The following is a 15,334-nucleotide window of genomic DNA, read 5'->3' as shown; positions in this document are numbered from 1 at the left end:
CGCCGTACGGACCGGGTCTTGAAGGAATCGGACATCGGCCTCCCTCGCCACGGAGCTGCGGCGGGACTGATGGGCCGAACCTCCGTGTCAGCCCCGGCGCACTCAGCCGGTCACCGCGCATCACCGTGGATCAGACGGATGATCGCCTGACTCATGCGGCCGTAGTCGTGGTCGTTGAGGAGCTCGCCGCGGACGGCCAGGTCGTTCATCACGGCGATGCGATCGGCGAGCGTGACGATCTCGGGCAGGTCCGACGAGATCAGCAGCAGGGCCAGTCCCTCGCCGGCCAGCTCGGCGATCAGCTCGTGGAAGGCCGCCTTGGTGCGCACATCGATGCCGACGGTGGGCTCGTCCACGATGAGGATCTCGCAGCGCGCGGCGAGCCACTTGGCGAGGCTGACCTTCTGCTGGTTGCCGCCGGACAGCTGGCCGGCGAGCTGGCGGGGCGAGGACGCCTTGATGCCGAGCCGGTCGGCGTACTCCTCGACGACGCGCCGCTCCGCCCGCTCCGTCACCAGCCCGGCCCGGGCGAGGCTCCGCCAGACGGTCACGCCGATGTTGCGCGTGATCGGCTGGTCGAGGAACAGGCCCTCCTCCTTGCGGTTCTCCGTGACATAGCCGATCCGGTGGCGGCGCAGCGCCTCGCCGACGTCGCGGATGCGGACGGGCCGCCCGTGCACCTCGACCGTGCCCGACGTGATGCGGTCGAGCCCGAGCAGCGCCTTGGCGAGTTCGCTGCGGCCCGCGCCCACCAGCCCGTACAACCCCAGGATCTCGCCGGGGCGCACCGACAGGGAGACGTCGCGGTGCCCGCGGGCGGTGCTCACCTCCCGCAGCCGGAGGGCCGCCGGTGTCTCGGGATCGACCCGCCGCTCGGGCAGGCGCACAGACGCGTAGGCCCGCCCGACCATCAGGTCGACCACCTGGTCCTGGGTGTATCCCGCCAGGGGCTCGGCGTCGGCGACGGTGTGCCCGTCACGCAGCACGGTCACCGTGTCGGCGACGGCGAAGACCTCCTCCAGCTTGTGGCTGACCAGCACGACGGCGTGACCGTTGTCGCGCAGCTTCCCGACGATGCCGTAGAGGCGGTCGGCCTCGTCTCCGGTGAGCGAGGCGGTCGGCTCGTCGAGGAGCAGCACCTTGCTGTCGACGCTGAGCGCCTTGGCGATCTCGACGAGCTGCGCCTGCGCGACGGACAGCCCGGCGACCGGCATGTCGGGGTCGAGGTCGAGGTCGAGCAGGTCCAGGCAGCGGCGGGCCTCTGCCTTCATCCGCGGCCGGTCGACCAGGCCGAATCGCCGCGGCAGGTGGTGCAACACGATGTTCTCCGCGACGGAGAACTCGGGGATCAGGTTGCGTTCCTGGTGGACCACGCCGATGCCGGCCTTCTGGGCGTCCAGCGGACCGGCGAGGTGCACCTCGGCGCCGCCCATGAGCACCCGGCCGCCGTCCGGCCGGTACACGCCCGTAAGGATCTTGATCAGCGTGCTCTTGCCCGCGCCGTTCTCGCCGAGCAGGGCGTGCACGCTCCCCGCCGCCAGTCGCAGGGTGGCGCCGTCCAGCGCCCGCACCCCGGGGAAGGTCTTGACCAGACCCTCGGCGCTGAGAATCACGACGACCTCCGCAACAGCTTCTGCCGCACGGTGCCGAGCAGCACCGCGCCGAGGACGACCGCGCCGATGATCAGGTCGATCCAGCGCGGATTGATGCCGAACTGCGCCTGCATGACGTCGACCAGCCGGACGAGGAAGGCCGCGAGGCAGGTTCCGGCGACGCTGACGACGCCGCCGGCCAGCGCGACCCCGCCGATGATGGGGGCGGCGAAGCTCGGTAGCAGAAGGTCGTCGCCGATGCTGGAGTTGACCGAGCCGGACGCGGCGACGGTGATGACCGCGGCCGCTCCGGCGAGCAGCCCGCTCAGCCCGTGCGCGAGGACGATCGACCGGTCGTTGGACACCCCGGACAGCCGAGCGGCGAACGGGCTCCCGCCGGTCGCGAGGAGGTGGCGGCCGGCGACTGTGCGGGCGAAGAACACCGCCACGAGGGCGGCGACGGCGAGCGCGGCGAGGAACACCACCGGCAGCCCGAGCACGGAGGCGCGGCCGAAGTCGCGCAGCCGCTGCGAGTATCCCTGGAAGGTGTCGGGCCCGTTCACGCCGTACCTCAGGCCCTCGATGATGGTCATGGTGGCGAGCGTGACGATGAACCCGTTGATCCGGGTCACCACCACGAGCAGCCCGTTGACCAGGCCCGCGGCGAGGCCGACGGCGAGCGCGCCGAGCACGGCCACCGGCGCGGGCAGACCGGCCTGGAGCATCAGCCAGGCCGCGACCATCGAGCACAGCCCGGTGAGGGCGCCGACCGACAGGTTCATCTGGCCGATCGCGAGGACCACCATCTGGGACAGGCCGATGACGATCGGGACGGCGAGGTAGCGGAAGAACGCGTCCAGGGTTCCGCCGGACAGGAGGTTCCCGTCCGTGGCGACGGCCAGGGCCGCGAAACCGGCGACCGCCAGCAGCGCGAGGGTGAACTCCGGCCGGCGCGTGGCCCGCCTGATCCGCCCGCCTGCGGGGGTTTCCACCATGGTGCCGGCGCTCATGCCCGAGCCCCCCTTCGTTCGCCGATGACGTGCCGGATCCGGTCCAGCGAGAGCGCGACCAGCAGGACCAGCCCGATGTAGAGCTTCAGCTCGTCGAGCTGGAACTGCAGCAGGTTGAGCCCCTTGTAGATGACCTGGGTGAGCGTCGCGCCGAGGACCGTGCCGAGGACGCTGACCGCTCCCCCGGCCAGCAGCGTGCCGCCGAGTACGGGCCCGAGGAACGACGGCAGGAGGAACTGGTCGCCGATGCTCGCCGAGAACGCCCCGTTGTTGGCCGCGAGGAGGAATCCGGCCAGCCCGGCCAGGAGCCCGCTCAGCGCGTGCGCCTGCAGCACCCGTCTCTTCGTGGGGATGCCGGACAGCTCGGCCGCCTTCTCGTTGGCGCCCGTCATGAGGATCTCTCTGCCGAGCCTGCCGTACCGGAACAGCAGCCCGACCGCGAGCGCCGCGACCAGTGCGATCGGGGCGATCAGCGGGATGCGGGGGCCGCACACCTCGCCCATGCAGTAGTCGGCGAAGGTGTCGTTGCGCAGCGTCGTCATCCCCGCGGGCTGGCCGCTGAAGGCGACGCCGTCGGTGAACCGCGTGTAGAGGATCGTGATCAGGCCGACCAGGGCGAAGTCCATCGCGAGCGTGACCACGAACGAGTTGACGCCCGTACGCGAGATGATCAGCCCGGCGAGCGCGCCCAGCAGGGCCCCGGCGGCCAGCCCGATGACCAGTCCCACGGGCAGCGGCACTCCGAGCCGGTCGTAGGCGAGCCCCATGGCGAAGGCGCTCATCGACGCCATGCTGCCGACGGCCATGTTCATGTGCCCGAGCGACAGGACGGCGAGCTGGGCGAGCCCGACCACCGCGTAGACGCTGATGTCGGACTGCAACGGCACCAGCGTGAGCGTGGTGTCGAGGAAGGCGGGCCGCAGCGCGGTGAACAGCACGACGAGGGCGACGAGCAGGACGACCAGGCCGAGGCGCGGGTTGGCCCACAGCGGGATCCTCGGGGGCCGGCGCGTCTCCGGAGGGCGGGCGGTCTCCGGTGCCGTCGTCGCCGGGCTGCTCACCGCACCCTCCGGTCGTCGATGGCGTCGCGGTCCCACACGATGCCGAGCCCGGGGGCGGACGGCGCCAGGGCGTGCCCGTCGACGACCTCGATCTCCTCGCGCGTGATCGCCCGCAGTTGCGGGATGTGCTCCAGGTAGCCGCTGTTCGGCACCGCGCAGCACAGGCTGACGTGCAGCTCCATCAGGAAGTGCGGGCAGACCATGACGTTGTGCGTCTCGGCCAGGTGGGCGACCTTCAGCCAGGGCGTGATGCCGCCGATGCGCGCCACGTCGACCTGGACGATTCCGGCCGCCCGCCGCTGCAGGTATTCGCGGAACTGCGCCGCCGAATACAGGGATTCGCCGACCGCGACCGGGATGGAACTGCCCGCCGCCACGGTCTCGTGCCCGGCCACGTCGTCGCCGGGCAGCGGCTCCTCGAACCAGTACGGGTCGGCCGGTTCGAGGAGCCGGGCCCGCCGTACGGCCTCGGCCGCCGTGAGCGACTGGTTGGCGTCGAGCATGAGGTCGAAGTGCGGGCCGACGGCGGCGCGCACGGCGGCCAGCCGCTCGGCGTCCTCCACGGGCGAGCGGCCGAGCTTCAGCTTCGCCCCGCGCCAGCCCGCGGCCTGGCTGGCCTTCGCCCCGGCAATCAGCTCGTCGGTGCCGAGGTGCAGCCAGCCGCCCTCGGTGTCGTACAGCGGGATGCTGTCCTTCGCTCCCCCGGCGAGCACCCACAGCGGCTGGCCGGCGTCGCGGCATCGCCAGTCCCACAACGCCGTGTCGACGGCGGCGAGGGCCAGCGACGTGATCGCGCCCACCGTGGTGGCGCGGGTGGCCGCGAACAGGTCGCGCCACACCGCCTCCACCCGCCGGGGGTCCGCGCCGGTCAGCCGGGGCAGCAGGTAGTCGCGGAGCAGGGCAAGGACGGCGGTGCCGCCGGTGCCGATGGTGTAGGAGTAGCCGGTTCCCGAGCCGCCGTCGTCGGTCCGGATCTCGACGAACACGGTCTCCTGTTTGAGGAACGACTGGACGGCGTCGGTGCGTACGGTCTCGACCTCGAGGTCGACGAGATACGCCTCGGCATGGGTGATCGCGGGCAACGAAGCTCCTCGCTGGGGCGGTGGTTCTACTTGCAGGTGAGGTACTGGCTGTCGAAGGCCTTGCGCAGTTCCTCGGTCTTGGCCTGCCTGTCGGCGTCGTAGGTGTCGACGTCGGCCTTGGTGACGACGAAGGAACCCGAGTCGACGACCACGCCGGGCGTCGTCATCGTGCAGCCGCCGGCGAGCTTCATCAGCGCGTACGACCCGACGGACGCCTGGCCGACCGGGTTCTGCAGGACGGTGCCGGCCACGGAGCCGTCCCTGATGCCGGCGAGGATCGTCTGGTCGTCGTCGATCGCGATCACCTTGATGGGGAGCTTGGCCTGCTTGACGCCGTCGGCCGAGGCGACCGCCGGGTTGTAGGCGGTGTTGACGATGGCCTGGATCTGCGTGCCCTTGGCTGCGAGCAGGTCGGCGACGGCCTTCTGCGCACTCTGCAGGTCCTTGTCGACGTCGGTCACCGTCTGCAGGAGCTTGACCTTGCCGCCGGTCTCGTCGACGGCTTTCTGCACGCCGGCGATGCGGCGCTGGGTGTTGGAGTCGACCTTGTTACCGGTCAGGTGCACGAGGTTGCCCGAGCCGCCCATGGCCTGGATGGCGGCCTGCGCGGCCTTGTACGCGGCCTGCTCGACGTCGGTCGACAGGCAGAAGTCGGCCTTGTCGGCGTCGCCCGCCGGGCACGATCCGAGGGATGCGACGGGGAAGCCCTGCCGCTTGAGGTCGTCGAAGGTGGCGTTGATGTTCTCCGGGGAGACACCGAAGACGCCGAACGCGTTGTAGCCCTGGGCCGCGAGCGACTTGAGCACGTCGTTCTGCTTGGTCTGGTCCCAGTCGGAGGTCTCGTTGTAGGTGACGTCGCCGAGCCCGAGCTGGGTCTTGGCCGTGGCGCCCGCCTCCTTCCACGGCTGGAAGTAGGGGTGCGCCCCGCCGGGAACCAGAGCGATCTTGACCTGGCCGGGCGTGCGGGTGGCGGGGCCGGCCGTCGTGTCGTCGCTCTTCTTGGTGCAGCCGGCCAGCGCGAGGGTCACCACCAGTGCGGCCATCCCTGCGGCCCGGACGAATGGTCTTTTGATCATGACCGCACCTCTTGAGATATCGTGGATCCTATAGGATGTTTCATGGATGTATAGTCCTCCGCCCATAGGTCGGTCAAGGCTTAACATTCATGAATTGAGCCGACGAAACAGCCGAGAGGAAGGCCGATGGCACGCCCCGAACCGATCCGGTTCCGGCGCTCGACGCTGGGCGAGGACGTGTACGAGACGCTCAAGGGCTTGGTGCTCGAACACAGCCTGTCCCCCGGGGACCGGATCAACATCGACGCCCTGGCCCGCGAGTTCGCCGTCTCCCCCACGCCCGTCCGCGAAGCGCTGGCCCGGCTCGAAGCCGACGGCCTGGTGCGCAAGCGCCCCCTCGTCGGCTACACGGTGAGCCCGCTGCTGACCCGCGCCGAGTTCGAGGCGATGTTCGAGATGCGGTTACTGCTGGAGTGCGCCTCCACGCGGTGGGCCGCCGAGCGCGCCGACACCGCACGCCGGGAGGCCATCAGCGGCGAGGCGGCCACGACGGTCGCGTCAGAGGAGGACGACCCGGACGGCTGGCATGCGGCGTTCACCGTGCTCGACGCGCGGTTCCACGACCTCATCGCCGAGGCCTCCGGCAACGAGTTGCTCCGCGACGGCATCAACCGCCTGCACGCCCACCTGCATCTGCACCGCCGCTATTTCCCCTACGCCCAGGCCAGCGCGACGACCGAGGAGCACAGGCGCATCGCCGCGGCCATCCTGGCCGCGGACCCGGACGCCGCCGAGGCCGCGATGCGCGACCACCTGAGCAGCGCGCGCGAGCGCCATCTGGCCGCGTTCGACTGATATCGCTGAAAGGGCTCGGCCTCACGAGTCCGAATGTGCGGCGTTCCTGGCGGAAAGCACGGTTCACACCGCCGTGCCGTACGGGCACGCTGGACGCACTCCCGCCGCGACGGACGGCGGATCACTTCGGATCATTCGGGGGACGCAGCATGCGAGGGCGGTACGGGGTGCGGCCGGTCGCGATACGCCGACGGCGAGACGCCGAAGCGGCTGGTGAACACACGACGCAGGGTCTCGGCGCTCCCGAATCCGCTCTTCGCCGCCGCGGCGCCGACGGTGTGACCTCTCTGCAGCAGCGACTGCGCGTTCTCCAGCCGGACCGTCTCGACGTAACGCGCCGGGGTGGTGCCCACCGCGTCGTGGAACAGCCGGGTCAGCTGCCGTGTGCTCACCGCGGCGACGGCGGCCATGGACGGCACCGTGTAGTCGCCGGCGGGGTCTGCCGCGATCGCGTCCAGCAGGGGCCGGAGGGGATCGTCGCGGCCGACGTGACGGCGGGACGGCGCCGAGAACTGCGACAGCGCGCCGGGCCGTTGCATGAAGACCACCATCGCCTCGGCCACGTCGGCGGCCAGTGTCGGACCGTGATCGTTTTCCACCATCGCCAGGGACAGGTCGACTCCGGAGCTGACTCCGGCCGACGTCAGGATGTGCCCGTCCCGGACGTAGATCGCATCAGGTTGCACAAGCACCCGCCGGTAACGTCGCGCGAACACGTCGGTCTGACGCCAGTGGGTCGTGGCCCGTCTCCCGTCGAGCAGCCCCAGTTCGGCCAGTAGAAACGACCCCGTGCAGACCGACGCCACGCGTTCCGCGCCCTGCACGAGATGCCCGACCGCATGGACCAGTGCAGCGTCGAAGGGCCGGTCCACCATGCCGTACGCCCCGGGCACGAGCACCGTGTGAACCGGGCCGCACTCCGCGGCGGCGCGGGCGACGTGCAGCGTGAGCCCGGTGGAGGTCACGACGTCGGCGCCGTCCGGCGACACCACGGTCACCTCGTACGCCGCGCCGAGCCGGGCGGCGTGGCTGAACACGTCGGCGGGACCCGCGACGTCGATCATCGTCACGCCGTCGAACGCCAGGATCGCGACACGACGAGTTCCGCCCCCACGGCTCTGCACCGACACCCTCCCTCCCCCATGTCCCAGGAAGTCAGGATAGGCACCACTGGGGCACCGACCGTTCTCAGAAAGAAGTCGTCATGATCGAGTCAGCGCCTCGCACTCTGGTTCTGCTGGGCCACCCCGACCTCGCCCGTTCGCGGATCAACGCCACGATGGCCGACGCGATTCGCGGTCTCGAGAACGTCACGCTGCACGACCTGCACCGGGTCTATCCCGGCAGGACCATCGACGTGGCCGCGGAACAGCGGCTCGTGACGGGTCACGAGGTGATCGTTTTCCAGTTCCCGTTCCACTGGTACGCCATGCCGGGGTTCCTCAAGCAGTGGCTCGACGAGGTCATGGCCCGCGGTTTCGCCTACGACACGGGAGGTCTGCTCACCGGAAAGACCATGCTGGTCGCTGCGTCCACCGGCGGCATAGCCGATGCGTACCGGCACGGCGGCTTCCACCGCTTCACCATGACGGAACTCCTGCGCCCGATGGAGCAGACCGCGCACCGCATGGGGATGACCTTCGCCGAGCCGCTGATCCTCCACGACGCCCGCGGCACCGGCGACGAGGAACTCGCCCGGCACGCCCGGCGCTACCGCCGCCTGCTCGCCGCCGTACCCGTGGGCACATGATCCCGGAAACCCGGGATTCAGGCCGAGGCCGGGAACCGGTGGATGTTGTCCTCGACCCATAGGCGCAGGCCTGCCAGCGGCACGCAGGCGTCCACGCCGAGGGGCGTGAGGGAGTACTCCACCCGCAGCGGAACCTCGGGGAAGATCTCGCGGGAGACGAGACCGTGCTCCTCCAGCCGGCGCAGGGTCTGGGTGAGCACCTTGGGGCTGATGCCCTGGAGCCGTTCTTTGATCGCGCCGAAGCGGCGCGGGCCGTCCTCGAGCGCGCCGAGGGCGAGCGCGCTCCACTTGTTGGCGAGCAGATCGAGCATGTCCCGGCAGGGGCAGGCGGCCGCGTAGACGTCGTTCGGGCCGCACTCCGAGATGGTGGTCATGCGAGCATGGTATCCAATGGGAACTAGGCTCCCTTGCGGGTAAGTACTTCACTTCTCATACCGTTGCAGCATGACGAACACGATGCCGGCGGTGGGATACCGCAAACCACTTCCGATCTCCGACCCGGCCAGTCTTGAAGATCTCGAACTGCCGATTCCCGCGCCCGGCCCGCGCGATCTTCTGGTGCGCGTCGAGGCCGTCTCGGTGAACCCCGTCGACACGAAGGTGCGCGCCGGCAATGATCCCGGAGGCCGGCCGAAGGTCCTCGGCTGGGACGCCGCCGGCGTGGTCGTCGAGGTCGGCGGCGACGTCACGCTCTTCCAGCCGGGCGACGAGGTCTACTACGCCGGGTCGATCGCGCGCAGCGGCACCGACGCCCGGTTCCACACGGTGGACGAGCGAATCGTGGGCCACAAGCCCGGCTCGCTGAGCTTCGCCGACGCGGCCGCGCTGCCGCTGACCACGATCACGGCCTGGGAGACGTTGTTCGACCGATTCCGCCTCGACGCCGGCAGCACCGGCACCCTGCTGGTCATGGCCGGAGCGGGCGGTGTCGGCTCCATGGTCATCCAGCTCGCCCGCGCCCTCACCGGGGTCACCGTCATCGCCACCGCGTCGCGGCCCGAGTCGCAGCAGTGGGCACGGGACATGGGTGCGCACGAGGTGGTCGACCATCACGATCTCGTACGGAACGTCCGCGCCGTCGCTCCCGGTGGCGTGGATTACATCTTCTCGCCCATCACCGGAGGGGCCATCGAGGCCTACGCCGAGATCCTGCGGCCCGGCGGCCAGATCACGGCGATCGACGAGCCCGAGGGGCTGGAGCTGCTGCCGCTCAAGGAGAAGAGCATCACCTTCCACTGGGAGCTCATGTTCACCCGATCCCTCTTCGAGACCGACGACATGATCGCCCAGCACGACCTGCTGGAGCGGGTGCGCGACCTGGTCGACGAGGGGAAGGTCCGCACCACCGCCACCACGACGCTCGGGCCCGTCGACGCGGCGTCGCTGCGGCGCGCGCACGAGATGGTCGAGAGCGGCCGCATGATCGGCAAGGTCGTCGTCGCGGGATTCTGACCCGCCCAACCTCCTCGGGTGCCACCGGGCTAAGGTTCTCCGGCGTGACGGGTGTGAGGGCACGCGCCGCCGGTGCCACCGCGGGCGCGGCGGTCACGCTGGGGCTGGGACTGTGGGTGGCGGGGGAACGGCGGCCTGACGCGCTCGACGCGGGCCTCCTGCGGGGGATCACCGGATCAATCGGCGACGACGGAGCCCTGCTGCGCGTGGCGCTCCTGCCGACGGAGCCGTACGTGCTGGTCCCCCTGATCGCGCTGATGACCGTGGCCTGCGCGCTCCGCCGCCGATGGGACGCCGTGATCTTCTGTCTCGTCGGGTCGGTCGTGCCGGTGGCCCTCAACACCTGGGTGCTGAAGCCGCTGTTCGACCGGCCGCTCGGCGACTATCTCGCCTACCCGAGCGGCCACACCGTCAGTCTCGTCTCGGCGCTCACGGTTCTCGTCGTCCTGGCGAGACGGGGCACGGCCCGGGTCGTCGCCGCGACCGCGGCCGTCATCGTGACGCTCATCGCAGGTGCGGCGCTCGTCGGCAGCGGCTTCCACTACCCCACCGACGTGGTGGGCGGCGCCTGCTTCGCGGTGGCGGCGGTGCTCGCGTCGTCGTTTCTGCTGGGACGGCACCGCCACGAATCCGGCCGCCCATAGGCACCGGACGACTGGCGGATCTGACACTTGGCGTAAAACCGCCACGCGTCGACCGGAATACCGCGCGGGAACTCTGTCGTCCGAATGAAGTCGCACGTCATCGCGCTCATGTCTGGCGGCTACCCGCCACCGGCCTCACCGACTCGATTGTTAAATCTTCTGACACCGTCCAGTCGGACTCTTGATGAGTTAACAAGATCGATTCAGGATCCTTCACGTGGGTTGTAAAGATCACATAAAGGCCCACTTCGCTTTCCGGCAGGAGACCCCCGCCCGCGTGAAGGAGACCGTGTGTCCAGCACCTCCCATCACTGGCGAACAGCCCTGACAGGGACCGTCGCCGCCCTCGCACTCCTCCTCCCCCAAGCCGCCGCGTACGGCGCGGCCCAGCCCTCCCCCGAGCCCAGCAAGATCGACAAAGTCATCCAGGCGGAACTGGCCAAAGACGACAAGGCCACCTTCTGGGTGCGCTTGAAGGATGCCGCCGACCTCACGGCGGCCCGTACCGCGAAGACCAAGACAGAGAAGGCCGAGCAGGTCTATCAGGCCAAGACGGAGAAGGCCACGTCGTCGCAGGCCAACCTGCGTAAGCTCCTGACGGCCCAGCACGCCGACTTCTCCTCGTTCTGGATCGTCAACGCCGTCAAGGTGACCGGCGATGCCAAACTGGCAGCGGAGATCGCGAAACTGCCCGAGGTCAAGCAGATCGAGGCCGACCAGGTCGTCAAGCTGCCCGACCCTCTGCCAGGCAAGGCCGTCCAGAAGGTCGACGCCGTCGAGTGGAACATCGACCGCATCAACGCCCCGCGCGTCTGGGACGAGCTCGGCGACCGCGGTGAGGGCATCGTCGTCGCCAACGTCGACACGGGCGTGCAGTTCGACCACCCGGCCCTGGCCGCCCAGTACCGCGGCAAGAACGCCGACGGCACCGTCGACCACAACTACAACTGGTTCGACCCGGCGGGAGTGTGCCCGAGCGACGCGCCCTGCGACAACTACGGCCACGGCACCCACACCATGGGCACGATGGTCGGCGCCGACGGCATCGGCGTCGCCCCCGGTGCCAGGTGGATCGCCGCCAAGGGCTGCGAGAGCAACAGCTGCTCCGACGCCTCCCTGCTCGCCGCCGGCCAGTGAATGCTCGCCCCCACCGACCTGAACGGCCAGAACCCCCGCCCGGATCTCGCCCTCGACATCGTGAACAACTCGTGGGGCGGCCCCGGCATCAACACCGTCGAGGTGTAGCTGATGTGGGTGCCGGTCGACGTCAACCAGTCGATGTACAGGGTGCCGCTGTTGACGTTGAAGACATTCGCCCGGGCGTGGACCGAACAGGTGAAGACCTGGCCGGCGACCACGAGCCCGACCTCGGTCTGCATGAACGTGCCGGACACGTAATGCGCGGCGGTCGCCCTGGGGAACCCTGAGACACCGGTGATCCGGGTCGGGGCCGCGGCGCCACCCCAGCCGGCGTTGTTGTTCTTGAGGGCTGGGTTGAGGCTGGTGTTCTGGCGTGTGGCCACCGGTCACCTCCCGCCCCGGGGCAGGTCAGGAGATGGTGACGGTGGAGGTGACCGTGACCGAGTCGCCGCTGGCCGACAGCGTGGCGGTGGGCGACAGGAGCGTCTCGTAGGCCACAGACATTGGGCTCAACTGCGCGCACGGGTCATGCTCCTGATGGGGTTGTCGATGATCTCTCTGCCTGTGCAGCCACAGGGCTCGAACCTTTCCTCCAGCTCGTGTGCTACGTTTGGGCAAAGTTGCAGTTGTAGTACCCATAAGAACTTATGTGCACCTGACGGTATGCAGCCTCAGGTGCATTTTTGTTTGCCGGTCGACTCCGGGTGGGCCTATCGCGGCGACGCGGGATCCGTGTAGTGCGGATTCCGGCTCTGCCCCTATCAAGAGGAGATTCGACATGGCTACTGGCACCGTGAAGTGGTTCAACGCGGAAAAGGGCTTCGGCTTCATCGAACAGGACGGCGGCGGCGCCGACGTCTTCGCCCACTACTCCAACATCATCTCTCAGGGCGGCTACCGCGAGCTGCGCGAGGGCCAGAAGGTGGCCTTCGACATCACCCAGGGCCAGAAGGGCCCGCAGGCTGAGAACATCGTTCCCGCCTGACCAACCACGAACCGGGGCTCGCACTTTCATGGGTGCGAGCCCTGATTCGTTTTCCTGGCTGGTTCAGGCGGCCGCACACAGCCGCCGAGAAGCTCGCGCTGGCACCGCTCACGGTGGGGTGGACCTTCATACCTCACGGCTTGGCCTCGCCTTCTCCGATCGCCTCGGCGATGTTCTCGGCCAGCTCGGCGTAGATCATGTGCGGCTCGACCTTCTCGGCCTCCGCACCCAGGATCGCGAGACGCCGTTTCGCTTCGGCCTCCGCAGTCTCGGTGAGTAGTTGCGGAACCGAAGAGAACTCGATCATCTTAAGAAGCGAACCGTACGTGCACGGAAGCGCCGCAACGTGCGCCTGGAGCTTGGCCTGGGCGATCCTCGTCCGCGTGCGCGCGTCCGCCCGCTGCGCGCTTACGGGTGCTTCTGCCGGTATGAGCCCGCCGAATCGGGGCGGTATCTCATCGGGCTGGCCCACACGCTCGGCGTAACTTTCGGCGACCCGCTGGAGTTGCTCAACAAGGACTTCGCGTCGCTCACGAGCACGAAGCTCTGCGAACTGCGCGGCCTGGTCCTTGGCCGATTTGCGGTTGGTCCACCACACGGTGCCGAGCGTGACGAAGATCGCGGCCAGAGTGCCCCAGCCCTGTAGTTGGTCGAGCAACGAGGGGCTATCGGCTGGCGCGGGCCTCGGCGTGCTGGTGACGGTGACCGTGGCCGTCGTGGTGACCGTGGCGGTGGGTAGCGGCGTGGGGGCCATCAGCTTTCCTCGAATTCGGCGGAGGTTAGGGGCGACCTGTTGGTCAGTGAGGTTGCGCCTGCTCAACCGCGGTGCGGGCGAAGCCGACCTGCAGCCTTGGCGCGCGGCCGCCGGCTTCCAGCTCAGCCGTATGGCGGCGGCCCGGGCACGTCACCGCCAGGGGCTGGCCCGTCGACAACCGCCCGGGCGACACGTCACCGCACGGACTCTCCCCTACTCCAGGCCCGGTGCACCAGCTGCGGCGGGGACGAGGCGAGCCTTGGCGGTTTCTGCTCGATCGTGGCCTCCCACCACACGTGCCCGCACCGTGTACAGCACCGCTGGAGGCATTCCCCGCGACCGCCTCTGGGGTGCGTTCCATCGGGCGGACGTAGGAGGTGTACGCACCCTCGTTGCCGCACTTGGCGCAGGCGACCTGCTGCTGGACGCCCAGTCCGGCGTCTACACCGCCACCATCGGAACCGCGCCGCCCCGTAGGAGCAGACCCGTCCGCCGGCCCGTCCCCGCCGCCCGGGGCGGGCCGGCGCCCGTTCGCACGAGCTCGCGGGGGCGGCCGGGTTCCTCCCCCGCCGGCAGTGACAGGACGTTGGGCGCCGCCGTAGATTCACCATGATTGTTTCCCCTTCAAGGAGGATTCTGCGGTGAACACCCCCCGACGCCGTATGTCCGCCGCCTTCCTGGCGCTGGCCTCTGTGACCGTTCTCCTCACGCCGGGCACGGCCCGGGCCGCCGGCGACCCCACCGCCGTCGTCTTCTCTCCCAACCCGGTGCAGAGCACCGGTGACGAATCCTTATCCGACGACAAGGACCGCGACGGCGCCGCCTTCGCCTCCGCGTACCGCACGGTCACGCTCACCGACCTGGACGGCTCCGGAACCCTCACCGGCCGATACGTCACGGTCAAGAGCGAGACCGGAAAGGCCGCCCATGCCGTGAACGGGTCCTTCCCCGCATGGCACCGCGACAGCGACCAGTTCGAGCAGGTGATGGGCTACTACTGGGTCACCACGGCGCAGCAGTACATCCAGTCGCTGGGCTTCGGCTCCCGGCTGCGCCCGGTCAACCAGCGCCAGATCGAGCTGCGGATCAACCAGTACGGCGGCGACAACTCCTTCTTCAGGGAGGACAAGGCGAACATCACGCTGGGCAAGGGCGGCGTGGACGACGGGGAGGACGGCGAGGTGATCGTCCACGAGTACGGCCACTCGGTCCAGGACGGCCAGGTCACCGGCTTCGGAACCACCCTGGAGTCAGGCTCGATCGGCGAGGCCTTCGGCGACTACCTCGCCGTCGCCGTGACCAGCTGGAAGACGGGCACGCCAACAAGAACGCCCGAGGCGTGCGTCGCCGACTGGGACTCCGTCTCCTACACCTCCACCGCACCCCACTGCCTGCGCCGCCTGGACGGCACCAAGCACTACCCCGAGGACATGGTCGGCGAGGTCCACGCCGACGGTGAGATCTGGTCCGCGGCGCTGTACGAGATCCGCGCCATGCTGGGCGACCGCGCGGCGAGCACGATCATCATCGACGCGCAGTTCGACTTCACCAAGGACATCACCTTCAAGGCGGCGGCCGAGGCCACCGTCGCCGCCGCACAGCGGCACGGCGGAGCGGCGGCGGCAGGAGCGGTCCGTGCCGTGTTCGCGTCGCGCGGCCTCATCTGATTCCGAATCCGGCTCCGGATCTGACGCCGGGCTGACATGTGCCGGGGCCCCTGGGCGGGGCACCGGCACGCCCCCGTGTCGCCTCCGTGTCACTGTCGAGCCGGCCGCTTCCGCCTTGGCGTCAGAATTCCTTCTTGTCCGTTGAGGCGTGAAGCGCCGCGCCGCGCAGGGCGGCGGCCCGGACGGCCAGGGCCTCGGACAGCGCTTCGCAGTCGTCGAGGGTGAGCGGGGCGCGCGGGAGGAGATAGAGCAGCCCGGCGGGCCCGTCGACAAGGTCGACCGGCAGCGGGCGAGCGCGAGTTTGCGTCGATGTGGTCATCACAATG

General features: G+C 69.5%; 17 protein-coding genes. 8 read left to right on the top strand and 9 right to left on the bottom strand.

From position 1 onward, the window contains the following. Window positions 1-110: 110 nt before the first annotated feature. From Pth03_RS30450 to Pth03_RS30430, 5 genes are read right to left on the bottom strand one after another with little or no spacing between them, the layout of a single operon-like run. Complete coding sequence (locus tag Pth03_RS30450) at window positions 111-1,613, bottom strand: sugar ABC transporter ATP-binding protein (RefSeq protein WP_203947866.1); 1,503 nt, start codon at window positions 1,611-1,613, stop codon at window positions 111-113. Then, on the bottom strand, window positions 1,610-2,602 hold the full coding sequence (locus Pth03_RS30445; protein WP_203947865.1) for an ABC transporter permease: 993 nt from the start codon (window positions 2,600-2,602) through the stop codon (window positions 1,610-1,612). The genes Pth03_RS30450 and Pth03_RS30445 overlap by 4 nt, the downstream gene beginning before the upstream one ends. Beyond that, on the bottom strand, window positions 2,599-3,663 hold the full coding sequence (locus Pth03_RS30440; RefSeq protein WP_203947864.1) for an ABC transporter permease: 1,065 nt from the start codon (window positions 3,661-3,663) through the stop codon (window positions 2,599-2,601). The genes Pth03_RS30445 and Pth03_RS30440 overlap by 4 nt, the downstream gene beginning before the upstream one ends. Continuing rightward, window positions 3,660-4,745, bottom strand: coding sequence for a mandelate racemase/muconate lactonizing enzyme family protein (locus Pth03_RS30435; protein ID WP_203947863.1), 1,086 nt, complete (start codon window positions 4,743-4,745; stop codon window positions 3,660-3,662). Before Pth03_RS30435 ends, Pth03_RS30440 begins: the two co-directional genes overlap by 4 nt. Before the next feature lie 26 nt (window positions 4,746-4,771). Further along, the gene (locus Pth03_RS30430) at window positions 4,772-5,821 is read right to left on the bottom strand and encodes a sugar ABC transporter substrate-binding protein (RefSeq protein ID WP_203947862.1); all 1,050 of its coding nucleotides are present in this window, start codon (window positions 5,819-5,821) and stop codon (window positions 4,772-4,774) included. 126 nt (window positions 5,822-5,947) lie between these two features. On the opposite strand from Pth03_RS30430, the gene Pth03_RS30425 reads away from it, so the two are divergent. Further along, window positions 5,948-6,616, top strand: a complete 669-nt coding sequence (locus Pth03_RS30425) for a GntR family transcriptional regulator (protein WP_203947861.1) — start codon at window positions 5,948-5,950, stop codon at window positions 6,614-6,616. Window positions 6,617-6,747: 131 nt separating this feature from the next. Here the strand turns inward: Pth03_RS30425 and Pth03_RS30420 are convergent, their stop codons facing one another. Continuing rightward, window positions 6,748-7,740 (bottom strand): GlxA family transcriptional regulator, encoded by a 993-nt coding sequence (locus tag Pth03_RS30420; RefSeq protein ID WP_239119480.1) that lies wholly within the window; start codon window positions 7,738-7,740, stop codon window positions 6,748-6,750. 80 nt (window positions 7,741-7,820) lie between these two features. Between Pth03_RS30420 and Pth03_RS30415 the strand changes: the two genes are divergently transcribed. Further along, the gene (locus tag Pth03_RS30415; RefSeq protein WP_203947860.1) at window positions 7,821-8,366 is read left to right on the top strand and encodes an NAD(P)H-dependent oxidoreductase; all 546 of its coding nucleotides are present in this window, start codon (window positions 7,821-7,823) and stop codon (window positions 8,364-8,366) included. Window positions 8,367-8,383: 17 nt separating this feature from the next. On the opposite strand, the gene Pth03_RS30410 is transcribed toward Pth03_RS30415, so the two are convergent. Beyond that, on the bottom strand, window positions 8,384-8,740 hold the full coding sequence (locus Pth03_RS30410) for a winged helix-turn-helix transcriptional regulator (RefSeq protein WP_203947859.1): 357 nt from the start codon (window positions 8,738-8,740) through the stop codon (window positions 8,384-8,386). 70 nt (window positions 8,741-8,810) lie between these two features. Between Pth03_RS30410 and Pth03_RS30405 the strand changes: the two genes are divergently transcribed. From Pth03_RS30405 to Pth03_RS30385, 5 genes are all read left to right on the top strand, one after another. Further along, window positions 8,811-9,818, top strand: coding sequence for a zinc-binding alcohol dehydrogenase family protein (locus Pth03_RS30405; protein ID WP_203947858.1), 1,008 nt, complete (start codon window positions 8,811-8,813; stop codon window positions 9,816-9,818). 44 nt (window positions 9,819-9,862) lie between these two features. Then, window positions 9,863-10,462: a phosphatase PAP2 family protein gene (locus tag Pth03_RS30400; RefSeq protein ID WP_203947857.1), complete on the top strand. Its 600-nt coding sequence runs from the start codon at window positions 9,863-9,865 to the stop codon at window positions 10,460-10,462. Window positions 10,463-10,753: 291 nt separating this feature from the next. After that, window positions 10,754-11,599 (top strand): S8 family serine peptidase, encoded by an 846-nt coding sequence (locus Pth03_RS30395; protein WP_239119479.1) that lies wholly within the window; start codon window positions 10,754-10,756, stop codon window positions 11,597-11,599. Between the two features lie 111 nt (window positions 11,600-11,710). Next, complete coding sequence (locus Pth03_RS30390; protein ID WP_203947856.1) at window positions 11,711-11,860, top strand: hypothetical protein; 150 nt, start codon at window positions 11,711-11,713, stop codon at window positions 11,858-11,860. Between the two features lie 520 nt (window positions 11,861-12,380). After that, complete coding sequence (locus Pth03_RS30385; protein WP_203947855.1) at window positions 12,381-12,587, top strand: cold-shock protein; 207 nt, start codon at window positions 12,381-12,383, stop codon at window positions 12,585-12,587. A gap of 133 nt (window positions 12,588-12,720) precedes the next feature. Here the strand turns inward: Pth03_RS30385 and Pth03_RS30380 are convergent, their stop codons facing one another. Next, entirely contained in the window at window positions 12,721-13,341 is a 621-nt protein-coding gene (locus tag Pth03_RS30380) for a hypothetical protein (protein WP_203947854.1), read from the bottom strand. 641 nt (window positions 13,342-13,982) lie between these two features. On the opposite strand from Pth03_RS30380, the gene Pth03_RS30375 reads away from it, so the two are divergent. Continuing rightward, window positions 13,983-15,008 (top strand): M36 family metallopeptidase, encoded by a 1,026-nt coding sequence (locus tag Pth03_RS30375; protein ID WP_203947853.1) that lies wholly within the window; start codon window positions 13,983-13,985, stop codon window positions 15,006-15,008. A gap of 121 nt (window positions 15,009-15,129) precedes the next feature. Here the strand turns inward: Pth03_RS30375 and Pth03_RS30370 are convergent, their stop codons facing one another. Further along, entirely contained in the window at window positions 15,130-15,327 is a 198-nt protein-coding gene (locus Pth03_RS30370; protein WP_203947852.1) for a hypothetical protein, read from the bottom strand. Window positions 15,328-15,334: the final 7 nt, after the last annotated feature.

This window comes from Planotetraspora thailandica (assembly GCF_016863335.1).
Taxonomy (GTDB): Bacteria; Actinomycetota; Actinomycetes; order Streptosporangiales; family Streptosporangiaceae; genus Planotetraspora; species Planotetraspora thailandica.
The sequence above is the reverse complement of the archived record's forward strand: the minus strand, read 5'-3'. Positions and strand labels throughout refer to the sequence as shown.